Below are 20,733 nucleotides of genomic sequence, written 5' to 3' on the forward strand. Positions count from 1 at the left end.
CGTCCGGTGGTGACCGTGGTGGCTTCCGCCGTGACGACCGTCCCTCCGGCGGCTTCCGCTCCGGTGGCGACCGTCCGGCCGGCGGCTCCTCCTTCGGCGGCCGTCGCGACGACAAGCCCCGCTGGAAGCGCAACGACTAATCGCAGCCAGTGAACTGACTGCCTGACACAGGGCCCCGACGACACCGGTCGTCGGGGCCCTGTGGCGTTGCTGCCGGGCTCCGCGGACGCTTGCCGCACTACAGGAGGGGCGGCCTGCGGCTCCGTGATCCCGGGCCCGCGCCGACATCCCCGGGCCGGGCAGCCGATTTACGATCGGCTGTCCGGCGCTCTGCGGCTATGCTCTGGGGGGAGCACGCCGAGGGCCATTAGCTCAATTGGCAGAGCAGCGGACTTTTAATCCGTTGGTTGTCGGTTCGAGTCCGACATGGCCTACTGCTCACGACGCCCCATCCGGTTCGCCGGGTGGGGCGTTCTCGTGTCCTGAGGGGGAGTCAGGGACCCGTGGCCCGGTCCGCTCTCCGGGCTGGTTTTGAGGCTCTGACCTGCGGTGATGTGGGTTCTGAGGGTGGTGGGGGCGTTAATTGGCGGGAGGTCCTCCCCGGATGGCGTAGAGTTGTGTTTACCGACGCGGGGTGGAGCAGCTCGGTAGCTCGCTGGGCTCATAACCCAGAGGTCGCAGGTTCAAATCCTGTCCCCGCTACTCAGTACGAAGGCCCGGTCCCCTTTGGGGGACCGGGCCTTCGTCGTATCCGTGGCAGCTGTGTTTCCGGGTATCCCCGTATCCGCGGGCAGGCGCGCGGCCCCGTCACCCGAACGGTTGCGCTCGGCTCGCCGTACGGGCCCTGCTGCCCCCAGCCTTGGGGGGCGAGGCGGACCGGGCGGCAGGAGAGCAGCGTGGCGGGGCTGGGCCGGCAGGGCAGGGGCGAGCGCGTCTTCGGCGCGGTCGCCGGCAGCGCCGTGGTCCGCCGGATCGTCAAGATGCTCCCGGGCGCCCTGATCGTGCTCGGCTTCCTCTTCGACGTGCTGACCCCGCCCAGCTTCACGGGCTCCCCCTTCTTCTCCGCGGCCCCGCTCATCGCGGCCCCGCTGTTCACGCTCCGGGCCACCGTCCTCACCGGGATCGCGGCGAGCTTCGCCGTGATCGTGCTGCACCTCTACAACGGCACCACCTTCAAGGTGGAGGCCATGACCGAGCTGGCCACCGTCCTGACCGTCTCCGGGCTGGCCACGCTGATCAACCTCGTCGTGCGGCGCGGGACCGAGCAGCTCGCCTCCGCGCGCGGGATCGCCGAGGCGGCCCAGCGCGCCGTGCTGCCGGTTCCCGCCGAGCGGATCGCGGGCCTCCAGGTCGCCGCCTCGTACGAGGCCGCGCAGGCGGACGCGTTCATCGGAGGCGACCTCTACGCCGTCCAGGACACCCCGTACGGGGTGCGCCTCGCGGTGGGCGACGTACGGGGCAAGGGGCTCGGGGCGGTCGAGGCGGTGGCCGTGGTCCTCGGGGCGTTCCGGGAGGCGGCCGAGGACGAGCCCACCCTGGAGGGGGTGGCGCGGAGGCTGGAGCGGGCGCTCGCCCGGGAGGGGAACCGGCGCGACAGCCTGGACGCGGTGGAGGGGTTCACCACGTGCGTGCTCGGCGAGATCCCGTCGGGCGCGGGCCTGCTCCGGCTCCTCAACCGGGGCCACCCCGAACCGCTGCTCCTGTACGCGAACGGCGGCCTTGCGGAGCTGCCCCCCTTCGAGCCGGCGCTGCCGCTGGGCATGGGGGAGCTGGGCGGCTGGCCGGACCGGGCGCAGGAGTGGCCGTTCCCGGAGGGCGCGACGCTGCTCCTGTACACGGACGGGCTGACCGAGGCCCGCGACGGGGCGGGGGCCTTCTACGATCCGGCGGCCCGGCTGCGCGGGCGGGTCTTCCCCGGGCCCGACGAGTTGCTGAGCGCGCTCGCCACCGATGTGCGCCGGCACACGGGCGGCGCGGCCACGGACGACATGGCCCTCCTGGCGGTGGCCAGACCGGGGGCGGGGCAGCCGAACCGGCGCCGGACGGTGCGCGTGGTCCCGAAAGGGGACGGAGCGTGACCGAAGAGGCGCTCTCGGCAAGCAAGCTGACGGACCATCAATGTGAAGATGTGGCGCAAGAGGCGAGGGGGAGGGGTGATTTTTGCCCGAGTTGATCCATGAGTGTGGCGAGAAGTCCTGGCCAGAGCCATGCGGGTGGTGGCTGATTGTCACTAACGATCAATCGCAACTGCTTGGAATCACTCCCCCTTCTCTATTACCGTTCGATAACGCAGAGCGGTCGTCCCAGCCGTCGCAAGAGACGGCACCGTGCGCGTGCTCGCCCATGAGGAGTGTGCCCCGGTGGCCTCCAACTCGCCTGCCCCTGAAGGCATCGACGTCCAGGAGCAGCCCACCGCCGGTGCCTGGGGCGAGTGGAACCCCACCGAGGACTCGGCCCGCCCGCCCCGTGGCAAGCACCGCGTGCTCAAGCAGCGCGGGGGACTGGCCCGTTCCTCCACCGTCCTCGGCGTCGGCGTGATCGCCGCGGTCGGCGCGGGAGGCATCGCCACCGCCCAGGACCGGCCCCAGGTCGCCATATCCCTGCCCTCGCTCCCGGACCTGCCCGACCTCCCGCAGGCCCTGGGCGGCGCGGACCAGTCCGCCGGGGACTCCGGCGCCGGCTCCGCGCCGACCGCCGGGCCGGGCCGGTCGGGGATCATCCCGCAGCAGGCCGACCGCCGCTCCGACGCGGGCGAGCTGCTGCGCAGCCGCATCCTCCAGCAGGCCGACTCCCAGCACGAGGCCGCCGCGGCCCAGGAGCGGGCCGAAGCCGAGCGGGCAGCGCAGGAGGCCGCGGCCCAGCAGGCCCGCGATGCGCAGGCGGCCAAGGAAGCGGCCGAGAAGGCGGCGACGGAGGCGGCCGAGAAGGCCGCCGCCGAGGAAGCGCGCCGGGCGCAGGAGGCCAAGGAGGCCGCCGAGGCCAAGGCGAAGGCGGAGCGCGCCGCCCGCTCGGCCGGCGCCTTCTTCCTGCCCACCTCGGCCTACACGCTCACCTCGCACTACGGCGACTCCGGTTCGATGTGGTCCTCCGGCCACCACACCGGCCTCGACTTCGCCGCTCCGACCGGCACCCCCGTCAAGGCGGTCGGCGCCGGGAAGGTCGTCTCGGCCGGCTGGTCCGGGGCGTACGGCTACCGCATCGTGCTGGAACTCCCCGACGGCACCGAGATCTGGTACTGCCACCTGTCCTCGATGTCGGTGACCGGCGGCTCCGTCGCCGGGGGCGACACCATCGGCCGGGTCGGCGCGACCGGCAACGTCACCGGCCCCCACCTCCACCTCGAAGTCCGCCAGGGCGGCGTCACGGTGGACCCGCTGGCATGGCTGACGGCACGGGGCCTGAACGTCTAGGACCCGGTACGAGGCCCAGCGCGGGCCCGCCGAACGGCCGGCCGGGCACCGCCTCCGGCGAGCCGGGCACCCCGGCCGGGGTCGGGCCCAGGGGGTCGAAGCAGGGCGGGAGGAGCTCCTCCAGCGCGGCGGCCCGGGACAGCGCCGGGCCCGCCGTCGCGCGGCGCAGCCACAGCCGGCGCAGCAGCTCGCGCTCCCGCCGCGCGAAGTCGGGCTCCCGGTCCGGGCCGCCGCTGCGCGCCCGGTGACGTAGCAGGGCCAGCGCGGCCGCATCGGCCTCGTACAGGGCGACCGCCCGTCCCGCCGGGCGGCCCCCGGTGCTCCGGGCCAGTGCGCGGGCCAGGGAGCGCGCGGGCACCGACGCCAGCGCGGGCACCTCGGCCGGGCCCAGCCAGCCGGCGGCCGCGTACACGGCGAGTTCCCCGGCGACGGCCCGCAGCCGGCGGCGCCGTATCCCCACGGCCAGCCACACCAGCAGCCCGAACACCGGGACCATCACGCAGCCGTAGACCACGTAGAACCCGGACTCGCCCAGGTCCGAGGAGCTGTTCCACAGCGCGTGCAGCCCCATGGCGGAGGCGAGGCCGAGCAGCGGCAGGCCGATCCTGCGCGTGCGGCGCACGGCGAGTGCGGCGGCGCCGAAGCCGAGGCCGGTGGCCACGGTGAACAGCGGGTGGGCGAAGGGGGACATGACGCCCCGGACGAAGAAGGTCGCCACCGTCACGGAGTTCAGCACCCCGGTGCCGTTCTTGACGTCCTCGTCGAAGGCGTTGCCGAGGTAGAGGATGTTCTCGGTGAAGGCGAAGCCGGTGGCGGTGAAACCGGCCATCACGAAACCGTCGGAGGGGCCGTTGAACCGGCGCCGCCCGAACAGGAACACCAGCAGCAGGGCGGCCGCCTTGGCGCTCTCCTCGACCACCGGGGCGATCGCCACCGAGCCGAGCTGGTCGCCGTAGGAGGGGTCGGCGGTGGCCGCGGCTATCCACTGGGTCGCGAAACTGTTGGCCAGTATGGCGATCAGCGCCGCGGCGCACGCCCCCCAGCCGAAGCAGAACGCCACCTGCGCCCACGGGTGGGGCGCGGCCCGCCCCACCCAGCGGAACGCCGCCACGAGCGGTACCACCGGTAGCAGGGCCAGGCCCAGACCGACGAAGAACCCGGGCGTACCGGTCTGTTCGCGTACGAGTTCCAGGATCGCGATGCCGCAGACGCCGAGCAGTACGACGAGTGCGTACGTGCGCACGGCGCCGGCGGTACGCGGCACGCGGTGCAACAGCCTGGGCGGCCGGGTCGCTCGGGGCACGTGATGACTCTACCGAGCGGACCCGACACGCGGAGTGATGTCCTCAGTTCTGGGCGTTACCCGTGCGCCGGAACAGCAGATCGTGTACGACGTGTCCCTTGTCGAGGCCCTGGCCCTCGAAGCGGGTGAGCGGCCGGAAGTCGGGGCGCGGCGCGTAACCGCCGTCGGCCTGGGTGTTCTCGAACTCGGGCTGGGCCGTCAGCACTTCGAGCATCTGCTCGGCGTACGGCTCCCAGTCGGTCGCGCAGTGCAGGATCGCCCCGGGTGCCATGCGGGTGGCGGCCAGCGCGAGGAACTCGGGCTGGATCAGGCGCCGCTTGTGGTGGCGGGCCTTGGGCCAGGGGTCCGGGAAGTACACGCGGAGTCCGGCGAGGGAGTCCGGGGGCAGCATCTCGCGGAGCAGGATGATGGCGTCCCCGTTCGCGACGCGGACGTTGGTCATCCCGCCGCGCTCGGCGAGGGCGAGGAGGTTGCCCTGGCCGGGGGTGTGCACGTCGGCGGCCAGGATCCCGGTGCCGGGGTCGGCGGCGGCCATCTGCGCGGTGGCCTCGCCCATGCCGAAGCCGATCTCCAGGACGACGGGGAGCCCGTCGAACATCTTCTGGAGATCGAGCACGTCGTGCCCGTCGATGTCGAGCCCCCAGGTCCCCCAGAGCCGCTTCAGGGCCTCCCCCTGCCCGGTGGTCACCCGGCTGCGACGGGGCTGGAAGCTCCGGATCCGCCGCTCGTGGTGCGAACCCGCCGGATCGGGCGCGGGCCCGTCGGGGAACCGCGGCTCGGTACGCCACTTCGGGGGCACGTAGGTGGAGGTCGCCTCCGGCGCGGGCTCGGCGGCGGGATTCTGGGGACTCAGAGACTCAGACACAATCCCCGGATTCTACGCGCGCGCCGCAGATCCGGCCGTCCGGCCGATCCCCCGTCGGCGTTTGAGGCGCGGGGTCCGGGGCGGAGCCCCGGGGAACGGTGGAAGGGCGGGTAGGGGACTGCGTCCCGCCCAGCGGCAACGGCCGCCGGCCCGGGCAACGGCCCCCGACCCGGTGCCGAGCCCCGCAGGGTTACGCGCTGCGCAAGGACTTGAGCGCCCGCCCGGCGATCTCCCGCCCGATCGGCAGCGAAGCGGTGGCCGCAGGCGACGGTGCATTCAGCACGTGCACCGTCCGCTCCCCCTCCCGGATCAGGAAGTCGTCCACCAGCGCCCCGTCCCGCAGCACGGCCTGCGCCCGCACCCCCGCCGCGGCGGGCACCAGATCCTCCGCGCGCACCGCCGGCAGCAGTCGCCGTACCGCCTCGACGAACGCCGCCTTCGACAGCGACCGCCGCACCTCACCGGCTCCGTACCGCCAGTGCCGCGCGGCCATCCGCCAGGATCCCGGCCAGGCCAGCTCGTCCGCGAGGTCCCGCGGCCGGACCACGCCCCAGCCGTACCCCTCGCGCGCCAGCGCCGGCACGGCGTTCGGCCCGACGTGGACCCCGCCGCCGATGCCCCGGGTGAGGTGGACGCCGAGGAAGGGGAACGCCGGGTCCGGCACCGGATAGACCAGCCCGCGCACCAGGTCGGGCCGGGTCAGGTCGTAGTACTCGCCCCGGAAGGGCAGGATCCGCATCTGCGGGTCGTCCCCGGCCAGCCGTGCGATCCGGTCGCACTGCAGTCCGGCGCAGTTCACCAGCACCCGCGCGCGCACCACCACGCCGCTGCTCGTCCGCACCGCCACGCCCGAGGCCCGGCGCGAGATGAGCTCCACCGCCCCGCCGTAGACGATCTCCGCCCCCGAGCCCTCCGCGAGCTGCTGCGCGACCCGCCCGTAGTCCACGATCCCCGTGGTTCCCACGTGGATCGCCGCGAGCCCGCGCACTTCGGGCTCGTACTCCGAGATCTGCGTCGGCCCCAGCTCCCGCACCGGGATGCCGTTCTCCCGGCCCCGCTGCACGAGTGCGTGCAGCCGCGGCAGCTCGTCCCGCTCGGTGGCGACGATGAGCTTGCCCGTCACCTCGTGCGGGATGCCGTGCTCCGTGCAGAACTTGACCATCTCGGCCGCGCCGCTCACCGCGAAGCGCGCCTTGAGGGAGCCCGGCTTGTAGTAGATCCCGCTGTGGATCACGCCGCTGTTGCGGCCCGTCTGGTGCCGGGCGGGGCCGTCCTCCTTCTCCAGGACGACCACCCGGGTCCCCGGAGCGAGACCCGCGAGGGCGTGCGCCGTCGACAGGCCGACGATTCCGCCGCCGATCACCAGCACATCGCAGTCCAGTCTGCCCCTGCCGCCTACGCCGCCCACGCCGCCGCCCACACTGACACCTCCCACCCCTGCATAGTGCACCCCTCCACTGACAGCGGGGCCACGCGGGTCCTATGCCGGGGTCACCAGCAGAGGCCTGGCCCGCTCGCGCAGTTCGGCGACGCGCGGTTCGTCCCCGTACGGTTCCAGCCGGTGCAGGAGGTCCCGTACGTACTCCGTCGTCCGGGCCGACGAGATCCGTCCGGCGACCTCCACCGCCCGGGTCCCCGCCGCGCACGCCGCGTCGAGGTTCCCGGACTCCAGCTCGGCCACCGCGCTCACGACGAGCCGCAGCCCGTGTGATCGTACGTACTCCTCCGTCGGACGGGACAGTGCCTGTTCCGTGAAACGCCGTACCTGAAGCGGGAGTTTGAGGTCGCGGTAGCACTCGGCCGCATCCGCCGCGAACCGGTCGTAGGAGTAGAAGCCCAGCCAGGTCGGATCGGCGTCCCCGTCCCGGGCCCGTTCCAGCCAGCCCTCGGAGGCCCGCAGCGCGGACCCGGCGGCGGCCGAATCGCCCGCCTTCGCGTGCGCCCGGGCCTCGACGAGGCGGAAGAAGCTCATCGTCCGCGCGGTGGCCAGCCCCCGGTTGCGTTCGACGGCGGCCTGCGCCAGGTCCACGCCCTCGTCCGGGAAGTCCCGGTAGGTGGCCTGCAGGGACATCGACGCCAGCACGTACCCGCCGAGCGGTACGTCGGCGGCGGCGCGGGCCAGGCGCAGCGCCTGGATGTAGTAGCGCTGGGCCGCTTCCTGCTGCCCGGTGTCGAAGGCCATCCAGCCGGCCAGCCGGGTCAGTTCGGCGGTGGCGCCGAAGAGCGCGCGGCCCACCTCGTCGGTGTAGGAGCCGAGCAGCAGCGGCGCCGCGTCCACGCGCAGGCATTCGGGGACCATCGAGGAACGCCAGTCGCCGCCCCCGTACTTGGAGTCCCAGCGGCGGGCGTCCTCGGCGGCCTCGCGCAGCTTGGTCACATCGCTGTGGCCCACGCGCTGCGGGCTCCCGGCGTCGGGAGCGGGCGGCGCCGGCGTTTCCCGCGGCGTTTCGCGCGGAGGCTGGGCGGGCACACCCCCGACGTGGGCGCCGGGCGGCGCCGGAAGGCCTTCCGGCGGGGCCGCGCCCGGCACCGGTTCGCGACCCGCCGGTTCGCGTGCCACGGAGCTGTCGGCGGGAGATATCAGCCATCGCGAGGCCGGCGTCGCGTAGGCGGACACGGAGAAGGAACCGGCGAGCGACTGCCAGATCCCGCCTCCGCCGCGCCGGCCGGCGAGGTCGAGACGGTAGAGGTCGGTGGCGGAGCGCACGGCTGCTCCGACGTCGCGCGGGAAGGCCAGCCCCACCTCGGGTGCCGGATCCGCGTCCGCGAGGCCGATCTCGTGCAGGGGCACGGGCCGGCCGAGCTTCGCGCCGATGGCGGCCGCGATCAGGTGCGGAGCGGCGCCCTGCGGCACCATGCCCTTCGACACCCACCGGGCGACCGAGGTCTTGTCGTAGCGGAGGGTCAGACCGCGCTGAGCGCCGAGGTCGTTGACCCGGCGGGCCAGCCCGGCGTTGCTGATGCCCGCGAGGGCGAGGACGGCGCCGAGCTTCTCATTGGGCTCGCGGAGCTCCCTGGACATGCGCCACCCCTCGTCACACGCGGAACGCATACAAAGCCAACGCAGCCGGGGCATAGGCGCCCGGCATTTCGTAAACCCAGCGTAGTTCCCCGCCTCCCAAGCGTTAAGGCCCCCTGTTCCGTATGGCGGGATTGTTGTCCGTATGCACAGTCGGGCCGGGGTCCGGGGGCGGGGCGCACGTGTCGGCGCGTGCTCCACCCGTGTGGCCGTGCGCCCGGCCGTGCGCTCTGGCCGCTGTGGGGGCCCGGCGATTCGATGTGCGGTGCGTGGGTCGGCCCGCCGCGCGGACCGGGCGGGCCGGGGGATGCCGCTGCCTCAATCCCCGCGGGTGGCGGAACGGTCCGGGGGGTGGATCCCGCCCCTCGGGCCGCGCCCCGCCGGGCGGGCCCGGGCGGCGGACTCGCGGGGGCTCCGCGCAGGGCTCTCAGTACGGCCGAAGAATGGCTGAAACCGACCTATGGGGCGGTCGGAACGGAACGCCAAATACCGCATGGCCGGGGCGTGTTCGTTTATACGTGCGCCCCCCTTACCCACTCCCGCACGCCTGTCTCGTGGCAGCATGGACCCCGAGCCACCCGGGGTCCCTCCGGCCGCGCGCTGAGCGCCGGCCGCGCGGTTCGCACCCCGGTCAGGTGCCCACGGGCTGGGGAGGCGGCGGTGCGCTGGTTGGTGGGTTGGAGCAGTATCGCCGCGAGCTTCGGCACGGCCGGACGGGTCGCGGGGCACGGCGCTGCGCACGCCTCCGACCAGGGCACATACGGCTCGGCATCGGCATCGGGCTACGGCTCGGGGAACGCCTACGGCCCCGACGCGTGGGGCGACGGCCCGGTCCGCGGCGGGCTCGCCGACGCCGACCACCCCGACGAACCGGGCGCCGCCGAGGCCGACCGCACCGTCGTCCCCGTCGGAGCCCAGCTGCTCTGGGGCGACCCCGACCCCCTCTGGGCCGTCGGGGACTGGCGCCCGGACGAGATCCGCACCCTGACCGCCGACCCCGCGGACCCCTTCACCCGCCTCGCCGTCCTCGGCTGCTGCGGCGCCACCGACGAGGAACTGCGCCGCGCGCTCTACGCCGCCCGCGGCGGTGCCCTGCGCCACCTCACCCAGTGGCCCGGCAGCTACACCGCCGTCGTACAGGCCGGCCGCCGCATCACGGTCGTCGGCGACCTGGCCGGCGCCCGGCCCGTCTTCTACACGCCCTGGGCGAGCGGGACCGCGTACGCCACCGCCGCCCTCCCGCTCGCCGACCTGATCGAGGCGCAGCTCGACATCGGCCATCTCGCCGCCCTGCTGGCCTGCCCCGACAGCCCGGAGGCGCTGGGCGACGGCACACCGTACGTCGGCGTACGCCGGATCCCGCCCGGGCACGCGCTGATCCTGCGCGAGGGCTCGCGGGAGATCACCGGCTACGAGCCGGTGGCCTCCCTCGCGGTGGCCGCCCCCGCGGCCGATCCCGCGCTCGCGGTGGAGGGCGTACGAGAAGCTTTGGTCGACGCGGTGCGCGCCCGGCTCACGGCTCCGCGGCATGCTCCCGAGACGGTGCCCTACGACCCCGGGCCCGTCCCCGGAATGGGCCCGGCCGACCGCCGGGCCGCGCGCGGCGCCCCCGCACCCGTCCCCGGAGTCGGCGCCGACCTCTCCGGAGGCAGCGCCTCCGCCACCCTCGCCCTGCTCGCCGCCGGCCTCCCCGGGGCCCCGGGCGCCCTCCGCGGCCGCACCGGCGAACGCCTCCTCGCCGTCACCTTCAACGACCTGGCCACCCCCCAGGGCCGCGAACCCGAACTGGAACGCGCCCACGCCATCGCCTCCGACCCGCGGCTGCACCACGTGGTCGTGGCCGCCGCCGAGGAAGCCCTCCCGTACGCCGACCTCGACGGGCCGCTGACCGACGAACCCGGCCCCGCCCTCGTCTTCGCCGCCCGCGAGCGGCGCCGCCTCGCGGCCGGTTCCGCGGACCACTTCACCGGCCACGGAGCCCGCCAGGTCCTCGACGCCCACCCCGCCCGGCTCGCCGACCTCCTGCTCGACCGCCGCCGACGCCACCTGCTGCGCCCCACCCTGGCCCTCGCCCGCTCCGCCCCGGCCGAGGGCGACTCCCCGCTCGGCCCCCTCCTCCCCTTCCTCGTTCCGCTCACCGTGTACGCGGCGGCCCGCCGCCTGGCCCGTACGCCGTACCGCGCCGGCATGGAGTCGGCGGCGGCGCGCCTGCGCGACGGGGTCCCGGCCGCGGGCCCCTGCTCCCCGGTGGACGCCTCGCTCGCCGCCCTGACCTGGTCCCGGCCCGGCCCGGCGGCGGCCTGGCTGACGGGCGAGGCACTGGCCGAGGTGTCGATCCGGCTCACCGCCGCCGCGGGCCGCCCTCCCCTCTCGCTGCGCCCCGGAGAGGCCCGGGCCCGCGCCGTCCTGGCCCGGCACGCCGCCGACCACCGGGTCTTCGAGCAGGCCGTGGAGGTCCGCAGCCAGCGGCTGCACGCCCCGTTCCTGGACAACCAGGTCGTACGGGCCGCCCGGGCCCTGCCCGAGTCCCTGCGCGTCCAGCCCGGCGCCCGGGCGGCGGTCCTGCGCGGGGTCCTGTCCTCGGCCGGGGTCCGGGACCTCCCCCCGGGGTGGGGCGCGACGGCCCACGCCCCGAACGAATCGGCGACCCGCCTGGGGCTGCGCGCGGCCCTCCCGGACCTGCTGACCCTCTTCACGGCGCCGCTGCTGGCGGACGCGGGCCTGATCGAAGCCCGGGTCGTCCGCCAGGCCCTGCTCGACGCGGCGGACGGCCGCCCGGTCCCGCTCGACGGCATCGCCGAACTCGTCTCGATGGAACTGTGGCTGGGCCGCCTCCTGGCCCGCCGCGGCACCTGCTGGACCGGTACCTCCACCCCGCGCCGCAGGGCCGTCCCCACAGGGGTCCCGCTCCGCCGCCCGGCCCTGTCCTGAGCTGCCGCCTCAGCGGCAGCCGATGACGGAGTCGGCCCAGCTCGCCAGCGTCGGCAGGCGGCCGCCCCCGGCGCGCTCCACGACCAGGCGCAGCGTCTTGTGCCCGGAGAGGGAGACGGACACGCTCGCCGCCGGATCCTCGTAGCCCAGGGCCCGGGACTGCCACAGCCGCTCCCCGTCCGCGTACACGGAGAAGCGGACCGTGCCGTCCGTGAGCAGCGACATGCCGTCCACACCGGCCCGCGCCGAGAAGCTGACGCAGCTCCGGTTGAGGGTGATCTCCACGGAGGAGCGGGAGTTGACGGTGATCCCGTGCGAGAAGCGCTGTCCGCCGATCATCGGCGCCCAGCGCTGCCACACCCAGCTGCTCCGCCAGGTCTCGATCTCGGGGGCGTCGTGGTTCCCGTAGGCGGATTGGCCCAGGGAGGAGAGCCGGAACCCCTGCGGGGCCTGCGGCGGCTTGGGAGGCGTCGGCCTGGGGGGCGTCACCGGACTCGGCGTGGGGCTCGGCTTCGGACTCGGGACCCGGCTCGGACTCGGCGCGGGCGAGGACCGCTGCGGGCTCCGCGAAGGCTCCGGCACGACCGGTGCGGGGGCCGGCGGCGGCGCGGGCGACTGCTTCTTCGGGGGCGGTACGGATCCCCGCGGTTCCGAAGGCTGCGCCCGCGACGGCCCGGGCTCCGGCGCGGCGGGAGCCGGACTCCGCGGCGCCGGCACGGCCACGCTCGGAGCGGGGTTCGCGCGCACGGCCGGGGCGGTGTCGTCACCGGCCAGCGCGAACACCACGCCGGCGGCCGCGGCCACCACGACCCCGGCGGCGATGGCCGCCTTGGCCGGCAACCCCAGCCCCTCCGAGGCCACGGCTCCGCCGACCCCGCCGGCCCCGCTTCCGCCGGCGGCCCCACCCGCAGCCCCGGCCCCGGCGGCCCCGGCTCCGGCGCCCGCCCCGGCCGTCGACCCGCCCGCGGCCGCGGCGGCAGCCCCGGCACCACCCGCGGCGACGGCACCGCCGGCCACCACTCCGGCCGCCTTGGCCGCGTACCCGGCGGCGAACCACCCGATGACGGCGACCGGCAGCAGCGCGGGAATGCCCGCGTTGACGTCCTTGAGCTCGCCCGCGGCGAGCCGGCACTGCGCGCACTCCTCGAGGTGTTTGCGCAGCCCCAGCTCGGCCCGCATCCGCAAGCCCCCGCGGGCATAGGCCCCCAGCCGGTCCGCGTACCGGGCGCAGTCCCCGCCGGAACTCAGCGCGGTGCTCACATGGGCCTGGAGGTAGGCCTGCTTGAGCCCCTCGCGGGCCCGGCTGGCCAGGACCGCGGTGGCGTTCGCGCTCAGCCCGAAGAGCGGGGCGATCGCGCTCGGCGACGCCTCCTCGACGGTGGTGTGCCACAGCACGGCCTGCCACCGCTCGGGCAGGCTCCGGAAGGCCTGCATGGCGAGGGACTGCTCGGCCTCGTGCATGGCCCGCACGTCGGCGCCGAGTTCGAGGGTGTCGTCGCCGGCGCGCACGGGCAGCCCGACCGAGCCGTCGCCGGACCCGGCGGCCTGCTCCGCGAACAGCGCGAAGTCCTCGACCAGATGCTCCCGCTTCGCCGTTTTCGCCCAGGCGGCGGCGACCCTGCGCACGGTGGTCAGCAGGTAGGCGCGCACCGACTGGTCCGGACCCGCCCCGCCCCGTACGGCCTGGAGCGTCCGCGCGAACACCTCGGCGGTCAGATCGTCGGCGGTGTGCCCGTCGCGGCAGCAGGTACGGGCATAGCGGCGCACGGCATCGGAGTGGCGCCGGAACAGTTCCTCGTAGGCCCCGTCGTCGCCTCCGCGCATCCGCGCGATCAGGTCCCCGTCGGAGGGCGGAAGTTCCCCGCTCGCCCCGGCGGCGTGCCGGCCACCCGGTTCGCGCTGCGCCGGGACCTGCCGTGCGGGCAGGCTGCCCGCCTCGACCTCGCCGCCGGCGCCACCGTGTGGCTCTTCCCGCCCGTCAACGCTCATCGCGGAGACCCTCGCACGACACACTCAACCGGTACACCGATCCAGCGTGGCACACGGCGGACACGCGCCGAACCCGTCTCCACACCTTCCACTCATCCGGGCAAGTCCCGACGAATCGCCGTACGGATCCTCACCCGTTCGAGCGAGAGCACCGGGAAAGGACCCGGTTGACTCCCGCCCGAACGACACGAATGACCCGAACGGTCCGAGCGACCCGAACCGCACCGTCCCCCGGAGTTACGCGGTCCGGGACCGCAGCCCTTCGAGCAGGATGTCGAGCAGCCGGGCGGAAGCCGCCGCCTGCTGCGCGGCGTCGGGCAGCGCGGGCGCGGCCGTCGCTATCACCAGCAGCACATCGGCCACCGTGACATCGGCACGCAGCGCACCGGCCTCACGGGCCCGGTCGACGAGGCGGCCGACGACCTCGAGCAGCTCACCCGCGCCCGCGTCCTCGGAGGGCTCGTCCTCCACGCCGGTCCGCGCAGCGCCGACGACCCGCAGGTCCGGCGCCCCGCCGACCGCGACGGCCTGACGCTGGTGCGGAACCCGCGCGGCCTCCTCGTCCACCCCGTCGCCGCCGTCCTCGCCGGGTCCGCCGACCCGCAGCACCTGCGGAGGCAGCAGCCGTCCGGCGCCCGAGGCCACGGAGGTGCGCAGGAAGCACGACAGGGCCTGCCAGGGCTCCTCCTCCTGGCCGAGAGCCGTGCGGGCCTGCTCGGTCAGTCGCGAGGTCTCCTCTTCGGCTATCCGCCGGACCAGGACGTCCTTGCTGGGGAAGCGCCGGTACACGGTGCCGACACCGACCCGTGCGCGCCGTGCGACGTCCTCCATCGGAGCCCCGTAGCCGAGCTCGCCGAAGACCTCGCGGGCCGCGCGAAGTACGTGTTCGAGATTGCGCTGTGCGTCGACGCGCAGCGGCGTGGAGCGACCCACGCCGTGTGTGGTGGCGCCGCCGGCCATCAGCCGCCCGTGGCTGTCGGTCGCCGAAGCGGCCGACGACAGAGCGGTGGCAGAAGCATGGAAATCGGAAATGTGCATATGTATCCCCCGGTAATCATTTGTCTCCCCCCGGAGACACTCCCCGCCTTCATGTCGAGGGGGGCCACGGTCATGAGGGCCCTGGTCCTACTCCTCGACGAGTTACGAACATAGTTGAGCCAGAGTCAATTCAGAAGAGGCAGCCCCGGACGGAGCACCGCCCGATCGGAGCATTCGCCCTCAATTTTCCCTTCGAACCCCCCGGAATCACTCATTCCGTGCCGTCTGACCTGCGCACCTTCCACTCCACCCGCACCCCCTGACAGCCCCGCCCCGCCGTCCCCTGCGGTCACACAATTTGTCGGGCCTGTGGACAAACTCCCGGCCACGTTGCGTCATGGGACGGTGAAGGCTGCTAACTCCCGGGGCGCGGCCCCCGGTACCCCGCCCCGTACGCGGATCCTCGTCGTCGGCGGCGGCTACGTAGGCATGTACACGGCGCTCCGGCTCCAGCGAAAGCTGAGAACCGACGAGGCCGAGGTCACGGTGGTCACTCCCGAGCCCTACATGACGTACCAGCCCTTCCTCCCCGAAGCGGCCGCCGGCTCCATTTCCCCGCGCCACGTCGTGGTGCCGCTGCGCCGCGTCCTGCCGAAATGCCGCATCGTCATCGGCGAAGCCCGGCACATCGACCACGCGGCCCGGACCGCCACCGTCACCACCCTCGCCACCGACGAAGAGGGCGAAGGCCCGGTGGAGATCGAGTACGACGAACTCGTCCTGGCCCCCGGCTCCGTCTCCCGCACGCTCCCCATTCCGGGACTCGCCGAATACGCCATCGGATTCAAGACCGTGGAAGAGGCCATCGGCCTGCGCAATCACGTCATCGAGCAGATGGACATCGCCTCCTCCACCCGCGATCCCGCCCTGCGCGACGCCGCCCTCACCTTCGTCTTCGTCGGCGGCGGCTATGCCGGCGTCGAGGCGCTCGGCGAGCTGGAGGACATGGCCCGCTACGCCGCCCGCTACTACCACAACGTCAAGCCCGAGGACATGAAGTGGGTGCTGGTCGAGGCCAGCGACCGCATCCTCCCCGAGGTCGGCCCCGAAATGGGCACCTACACGATCCGCGAACTGCGCCGCCGCGGCATCGACCTGCGCCTGGAGACCCGGCTGGAGTCCTGCGAGAACCGGGTCGCCGTCCTCAGCGACGGCGCCCGCTTCCCCACCCGCACCGTCGTGTGGACCGCCGGCGTCAAACCGCACCCGATCCTCGCCGCCAGCGACCTGCCCAAGACCGACCGCGGCCGCCTCGCCTGCACCTCCTTCCTCACCGTCGAAGGCGTCGAGCACGCCTGGGCCGCCGGGGACGCCGCCTCCGTCCCCGACATCACCGCCCCGGAGAAGGGCGTCCCCTGCGCCCCCAACGCCCAGCACGCCGTCCGCCAGGCCAAGGTCCTCGCCGACAACCTCGTCTCGTCCCTGCGCGGCGGACTCCTCACCGAGTACGCCCACAAGTACGCGGGCTCCGTGGCCTCCCTCGGACTCCACAAGGGCGTCGCCCACGTCTACGGCCGCAAGCTCAAGGGCTACCCGGCCTGGGTCATGCACCGCGCCTACCACCTCAGCCGCGTCCCGACCCTGAACCGCAAGATGCGCGTGCTCGCCGAGTGGACGCTCTCCGGCCTCTTCAAACGCGAGATCGTCTCCCTGGGATCCCTCGAACACCCCAGAGCAGAATTCGAACTCGCGGCGGGCGGAGGCCCCAAGGACCCTCCCAAGAAGACGGAAGGCTGAGGCTGTCAGTCCCGTCGGCCACACTGGACGTGTGACCATAGGTGGGCTCACACCTGCACAGAGTGACATCAGCGTGACATCCGAGTGCCACCCGATTGCCACCGAGTGACACAGCGACCACGAGCGACACCACGAGGCTTGAAAGCAGTGAACTTCACGCGCTGGAGCGCCCGGTTTCCCGGAACGCAGCGCCGCGCCGCGGCCCGGTCCGAACACGCAGCCGCCCAGGCCAAACGGGGCGAGGGCTCGGTCCCGGCCGCCCGCGGCGCGGCCGGCCACTCGACGGCCGGCCCGGACGGCTGCCCCGCCGACCCCACGGTCCGCGGCACCGGCTCCACCCCCGGTACCGGTCCCGCCGCAGCCGTCGCGGACGGTACGGGAACCCCCGCACCCTCCCTCGACGAGCTCTCCGTACGCGACGTCCTCGACCGCCTCCCGGCCCTCGTCGCCCTCGTGCACGGCCCCGAGCACCGCGTCGCCTACGTCAACGACGCCTACACCGCCGGCTTCGGTGCCCGCGCCCCCGGCGCGCCCGCACACCTGGCCCTCCCGGAGCTCGGCGAGCTCGGCCTGCTCCCGCTCCTCGACCAGGTCCAGCGCAGCGGCAAGCCCCGTACCGCCAAGAACCGCACCGCGCCCGGCGGCACCAGCTCGTACACGGTCACCTGCACCCCGATCGAGTTCCCCAAGACCAAGGCCGACGCCGCCGACGGATCCCCCGCCCACGCGCATGCCGTCGCCGCGGGCGGCACCGGCTCCGGCTCGGGAACGGGCCCGGGCGTCGAGAGCGAGCCGGAAGCCCACACCGGCACCGGCGTCCTGATCCACCTCGCCGACGTCACCGACCACGCCGAGGCCGTCGAGCGGCTGCGCGCCAGCGAGCGCCGCCAGCGCGAGGCCGCCGTCACCCTCCAGCGCTCCCTCCTCCCCCAGGAACTCGAACAGCCCGACGACCTGCGCGTCGCCGCCACCTACCAGCCCGGCGGCACCGAAGCCGCCGTCGGCGGGGACTGGTACGACGTCATCACCCTCGGCGCCGGCCGCACGGCCCTGGTCATCGGCGACGTCATGGGCCGCGGCGTCCGCGCCGCCGCCGTCATGGGCCAGCTCCGCACCGCCGTCCGCGCGTACGCCCGCCTTGACCTGCCCCCGCACGAGGTGCTCCAGCTCCTCGACGGCCTCGCCGCCGAGATCGACGCCAGCCAGATCGCCACCTGCGTCTACGCCGTCCACGACCCCAACGAGGGCCTCCTCGCGTACGCCTCCGCGGGCCACCTCCCGATCCTCGTCCGCGACGAGGACGGCACGGTCCGCCGCGCCGCCGACCCCACCGGCCCGCCGCTCGGCACCGGCGGCTGGCTGCACACCTCGGGCACCATCGCGCTGGGCCCCGGCTCCACCGCCGTCCTCTACACCGACGGCCTGGTCGAACGCCGCGGCGAGGACATCGACGAAGGCGTCGCCGCCCTGGAACGCGCCCTGTCCGGCGCCCAGGGCACCCCCGCCGTCATCTGCGACCGCCTGATGCGCGCCCTCGGGGTCGACGCCGATCACGACGACGACGTCGCCGTGATGGTGCTCCAGCAGCCCGCCCGCACCGGCGCCGACGCCGAGCTCTTCCACAACGCGGCCCTGGAGCTCCTCGGCGGCATCGAAGCCGCCCCCCGGGCCCGCGCCTTCGCCCAGGGAGTCCTCGCGTCCTGGCGCTTCCCGGTCGAGCTGTGCGACCTGGGCGTCCTCGCGGCCAGCGAACTCGTCGCGAACTCCCTCCAGCACGGCACCCCGCCCATGCGCCTGCGCCTGCGCCGCACCGACCGCCGGCTGATCATCGAGGTCACCGACGGGGACGACCACCTCCCGCGCCGCCGCCGCGCCGAACCGGCCGACGAGACCGGCCGCGGCATCTCCATCGTGGCCACCATCGCCTCGGCCTGGGGCTCCCGCCGCACGCCGGGCGGCGGCAAGGCCGTCTGGTGCGAGTTCGCCCTCCCCGACAAGGCCCCGTAGCCGAACATCCCGTAGCCGAACACGCAGAAGGCCCCGGTCACCGACCGGGGCCTTCTCCGTCCCACCTGCTCACGATCTCCCTACGCGGCCACGGGCTCGGTTTCCTTCACCCGCTTCACCACCACGGTGCTCCCGGCCAGCGACGGGTTGTCCTGCACCGGCGTCAGCTGCTTGCCGAGCCGCAGCGCCAGCCCGGCGATGCCGAGCGAGACCAGGACGAAGATCCCGATGTAGAGCATCGGCACACCCGCGGCCAGCGGCACACCGAGCGGCCCGAGCGCCAGAGCCAGCTGCTTGACCAGCGCGAAGGCCGAGTTGTACTGGCCCACGGACCCCTCGGGCGCCAGGTCGGCCACCAGCGGCGCGAGCGTCGGCGACAGCATGGCCTCCCCGATGCCGAAGAGGGCGTACGTGGTCACGAACGCGGCGGCGGCCACGACGGCACTGCCGTGCCCCAGCCCGGAGAAGGCGGCGATGATCCACGCCACGGTCCAGAGCAGACCGACGAGCGCGATCACCCGGGACCGGCGGTGGTTCTCCACCAGCCGCAGGACGACGAACTGGGCGAGCACGATCGCACCGGTGTTGGCGGCGAGCGCGAACCCGAGCGTGGACGGGGAGATCCCGGCCGCCTCGGTACCGAAGGCGGCGAGCCCCGACTCGAACTGCCCGTAGCAGGCGAAGAACAGCACGAAGCCGAGGACGCAGAACTGCACCATCGCCTTGTGCTCCATCAGCCGCTTCCAGCCGCCGCCCGCCTGGGCCGCGTCCTTGGCCAGCGCGGTGCTGATGGCCGGCGCCTGCGGCATCCGCACGGTGGCGATGACCCCGGCCAGCACCAGGAACATCACGGCCTCGATGCCGAAGAGCAGCGTGAAGCTGCCCGGACGGCTCTCGTCGACGATGAGCCCGCCGATCAGACCGCCGATGCCCAGACCCAGGTTCTGCATGAAGAACTGGAGGGCGAAGGCGCGGGTCCGGGTGGAGGGGGTGGAGCAGCGCACGATCATCGTGGCCAGCGCCGGCTGCATGACGGCCTGGCCGGCACCCAGCGCGAGCGCGGACAGCAGGATCGCGACCACACCGGTGGAGAGCCCGAGCGACAGCGCGCCGAACGAGGCGACGACGGCCGCACCGATGACGACGGGGACCGGACCGCGCCGGTCGATCACCCGCCCGGTGAAGGGCAGCGCGAGGAGCGCACCAAGGGCGAACGCCATGAACGTTCCCGTCGCCCACATGGGGTCCAGTTCTCGCACCTTCGCCGCGTAGACGTAGAGGAACGGAACCGTGAAGCCGATACCGAACGCGGTCAACGCGTTCCCGGCCTGGATCCGCCGCATCGCAGCGCCCATCACCTTGGTCACTTCTCACCACCTTGATTGCTGAAGCTTGAAGACTTCATACCTAAAGTTCGATGCTTAACACTACACACCGAAGGAGTTAGATGCCAACGACCCCCGTGCCATACTTCGGACCATGGGTGACACCCCCGACGGCACTGCGCCCGTCCACGAGCCGAGCCTCGACGAACAGATCGCCGTCTATCAGCGCGAGTTCCAGGACCTCGACCCCCAGGTCGAGAAGGTCGTCTCGGCCCTCAGCCGCCTGAACCGCCGCATGAACGTCGCGTACGGACGCCAGACCGCGGCCCTGGGCATCAGCAATGCGGAGTGGGAGGTCCTCAAGGCCCTCGTCCTCTCCGGAGCCCCGTACCGGATGGGTCCGAGCGAGCTCGCGAAGCAGCTGGGCCTCACGCCGGCGGCGATGACCCACCGGATCGACCGCATGACGGCGGAAGGACTGGTCACGCGCGAGCGGGACGAGAACAACCGCGTCCGCGTGATCGTGGAGCTCACCGCGGAGGGCCGCAGCAAGTGGCTGGACGCGATGCGGGCGGCGACGGTCTTCGAGGAGGACCTGCTCCAGGACCTCTCCACGGCGGAGCGGGGCGTACTGGGCGACATGCTCACCCGCCTCCTGACCCGCGTAGAGGACCTCCAGTCCCCGCACTGACCGCCCAGTGACCCGGCCCAGCTGCTCGGGTTGACACGGACCCCGTGGGTCCGTAAGGTTCTTCGAGTTGTCCCTGAGCCGAAAGGTTTCTGAGACAACAAATCCCGCCGCCTCGTTGCGGCACCCAACTCTGCAAGATCTCCCACTGGGAACGTATTCGGCATGCCCGAATTCATTCCTGAAGGTCGATTATGAATCGCCCGGGAAATCCACTAGAGTTCAGGAGTCGGAAGGGCCCAACAGCCCGGAAGACAAAACCCGCTGACTGGGAGTCAGGCCCGAAAGAGTCTGATAGAGTCGGAGACACAAGAACGAAACGAAGCGCCCGGAGGAAAGCCCGAGAGGGTGAGTACAAAGGAAGCGTCCGTTCCTTGAGAACTCAACAGCGTGCCAAAAATCAACGCCAAAAAGTTGATAC

Annotated in this window: 13 protein-coding genes and 2 tRNA genes; 8 read left to right on the forward strand and 7 right to left on the reverse strand. The window is 73.5% G+C overall.

The features are described from left to right. The first annotated feature begins 361 nt into the window (after window positions 1-361). The 4 genes from ACZ60J_RS30455 (at window position 362) to ACZ60J_RS30470 (ending at window position 3,410) form a co-directional block, all read left to right on the forward strand. Window positions 362-434 (forward strand) — tRNA-Lys (locus ACZ60J_RS30455). Between the two features lie 194 nt (window positions 435-628). After that, a tRNA-Met gene (locus ACZ60J_RS30460) sits at window positions 629-702 on the forward strand. A 194-nt stretch (window positions 703-896) separates the two neighbouring features. Continuing rightward, a complete protein-coding gene (locus ACZ60J_RS30465; RefSeq protein WP_469686736.1) occupies window positions 897-2,078 on the forward strand; it encodes a PP2C family protein-serine/threonine phosphatase in 1,182 nt (393 codons plus the stop codon). Between the two features lie 282 nt (window positions 2,079-2,360). After that, window positions 2,361-3,410 carry a M23 family metallopeptidase gene (locus tag ACZ60J_RS30470; RefSeq protein ID WP_469686738.1) on the forward strand — a complete coding sequence of 350 codons (1,050 nt, stop codon included), beginning with the start codon at window positions 2,361-2,363 and terminating at the stop codon, window positions 3,408-3,410. On the opposite strand, the gene ACZ60J_RS30475 is transcribed toward ACZ60J_RS30470, so the two are convergent. The 4 genes from ACZ60J_RS30475 to ACZ60J_RS30490 all read right to left on the reverse strand — a co-directional run bounded on the left by ACZ60J_RS30475 (window position 3,361) and on the right by ACZ60J_RS30490 (window position 8,600). Then, on the reverse strand, window positions 3,361-4,686 hold the full coding sequence (locus ACZ60J_RS30475; RefSeq protein ID WP_469686781.1) for a PrsW family intramembrane metalloprotease: 1,326 nt from the start codon (window positions 4,684-4,686) through the stop codon (window positions 3,361-3,363). The two genes, ACZ60J_RS30470 and ACZ60J_RS30475, sit on opposite strands and share 50 nt — an antisense overlap. A 70-nt stretch (window positions 4,687-4,756) precedes the next feature. Next, window positions 4,757-5,578 (reverse strand): tRNA (guanosine(46)-N7)-methyltransferase TrmB, encoded by an 822-nt coding sequence (trmB, locus tag ACZ60J_RS30480; protein WP_469686740.1) that lies wholly within the window; start codon window positions 5,576-5,578, stop codon window positions 4,757-4,759. A 190-nt stretch (window positions 5,579-5,768) separates the two neighbouring features. Then, window positions 5,769-7,013 carry an L-2-hydroxyglutarate oxidase gene (gene lhgO, locus ACZ60J_RS30485; protein WP_469686741.1) on the reverse strand — a complete coding sequence of 415 codons (1,245 nt, stop codon included), beginning with the start codon at window positions 7,011-7,013 and terminating at the stop codon, window positions 5,769-5,771. 45 nt (window positions 7,014-7,058) lie between these two features. Then, a complete protein-coding gene (locus tag ACZ60J_RS30490) occupies window positions 7,059-8,600 on the reverse strand; it encodes a sporulation protein (protein ID WP_469686743.1) in 1,542 nt (513 codons plus the stop codon). Between the two features lie 657 nt (window positions 8,601-9,257). Between ACZ60J_RS30490 and ACZ60J_RS30495 the strand changes: the two genes are divergently transcribed. Next, window positions 9,258-11,528 (forward strand): asparagine synthase-related protein, encoded by a 2,271-nt coding sequence (locus ACZ60J_RS30495; protein ID WP_469686745.1) that lies wholly within the window; start codon window positions 9,258-9,260, stop codon window positions 11,526-11,528. A gap of 9 nt (window positions 11,529-11,537) precedes the next feature. Here ACZ60J_RS30495 and ACZ60J_RS30500 read toward each other — a convergent pair whose 3' ends face one another. Next, window positions 11,538-13,517 (reverse strand): sigma-70 family RNA polymerase sigma factor, encoded by a 1,980-nt coding sequence (locus ACZ60J_RS30500; RefSeq protein ID WP_469686747.1) that lies wholly within the window; start codon window positions 13,515-13,517, stop codon window positions 11,538-11,540. Window positions 13,518-13,754: 237 nt separating this feature from the next. After that, window positions 13,755-14,555, reverse strand: coding sequence for a TetR/AcrR family transcriptional regulator (locus ACZ60J_RS30505; RefSeq protein ID WP_469686749.1), 801 nt, complete (start codon window positions 14,553-14,555; stop codon window positions 13,755-13,757). Between the two features lie 345 nt (window positions 14,556-14,900). Between ACZ60J_RS30505 and ACZ60J_RS30510 the strand changes: the two genes are divergently transcribed. Next, window positions 14,901-16,292, forward strand: coding sequence for an NAD(P)/FAD-dependent oxidoreductase (locus ACZ60J_RS30510; protein WP_469686751.1), 1,392 nt, complete (start codon window positions 14,901-14,903; stop codon window positions 16,290-16,292). Between the two features lie 147 nt (window positions 16,293-16,439). Next, window positions 16,440-18,299, forward strand: coding sequence for an ATP-binding SpoIIE family protein phosphatase (locus ACZ60J_RS30515; protein ID WP_469686753.1), 1,860 nt, complete (start codon window positions 16,440-16,442; stop codon window positions 18,297-18,299). Window positions 18,300-18,379: 80 nt separating this feature from the next. Here ACZ60J_RS30515 and ACZ60J_RS30520 read toward each other — a convergent pair whose 3' ends face one another. Then, on the reverse strand, window positions 18,380-19,666 hold the full coding sequence (locus ACZ60J_RS30520) for an MFS transporter (protein WP_469686755.1): 1,287 nt from the start codon (window positions 19,664-19,666) through the stop codon (window positions 18,380-18,382). A 112-nt stretch (window positions 19,667-19,778) separates the two neighbouring features. Here ACZ60J_RS30520 and ACZ60J_RS30525 point away from each other — a divergent pair, with 112 nt between their 5' ends. Then, window positions 19,779-20,315 (forward strand): MarR family winged helix-turn-helix transcriptional regulator, encoded by a 537-nt coding sequence (locus ACZ60J_RS30525; protein ID WP_407838380.1) that lies wholly within the window; start codon window positions 19,779-19,781, stop codon window positions 20,313-20,315. Window positions 20,316-20,733 lie beyond the last annotated feature (418 nt).

The organism is Streptomyces sp. NPDC104226 (assembly GCF_055584085.1).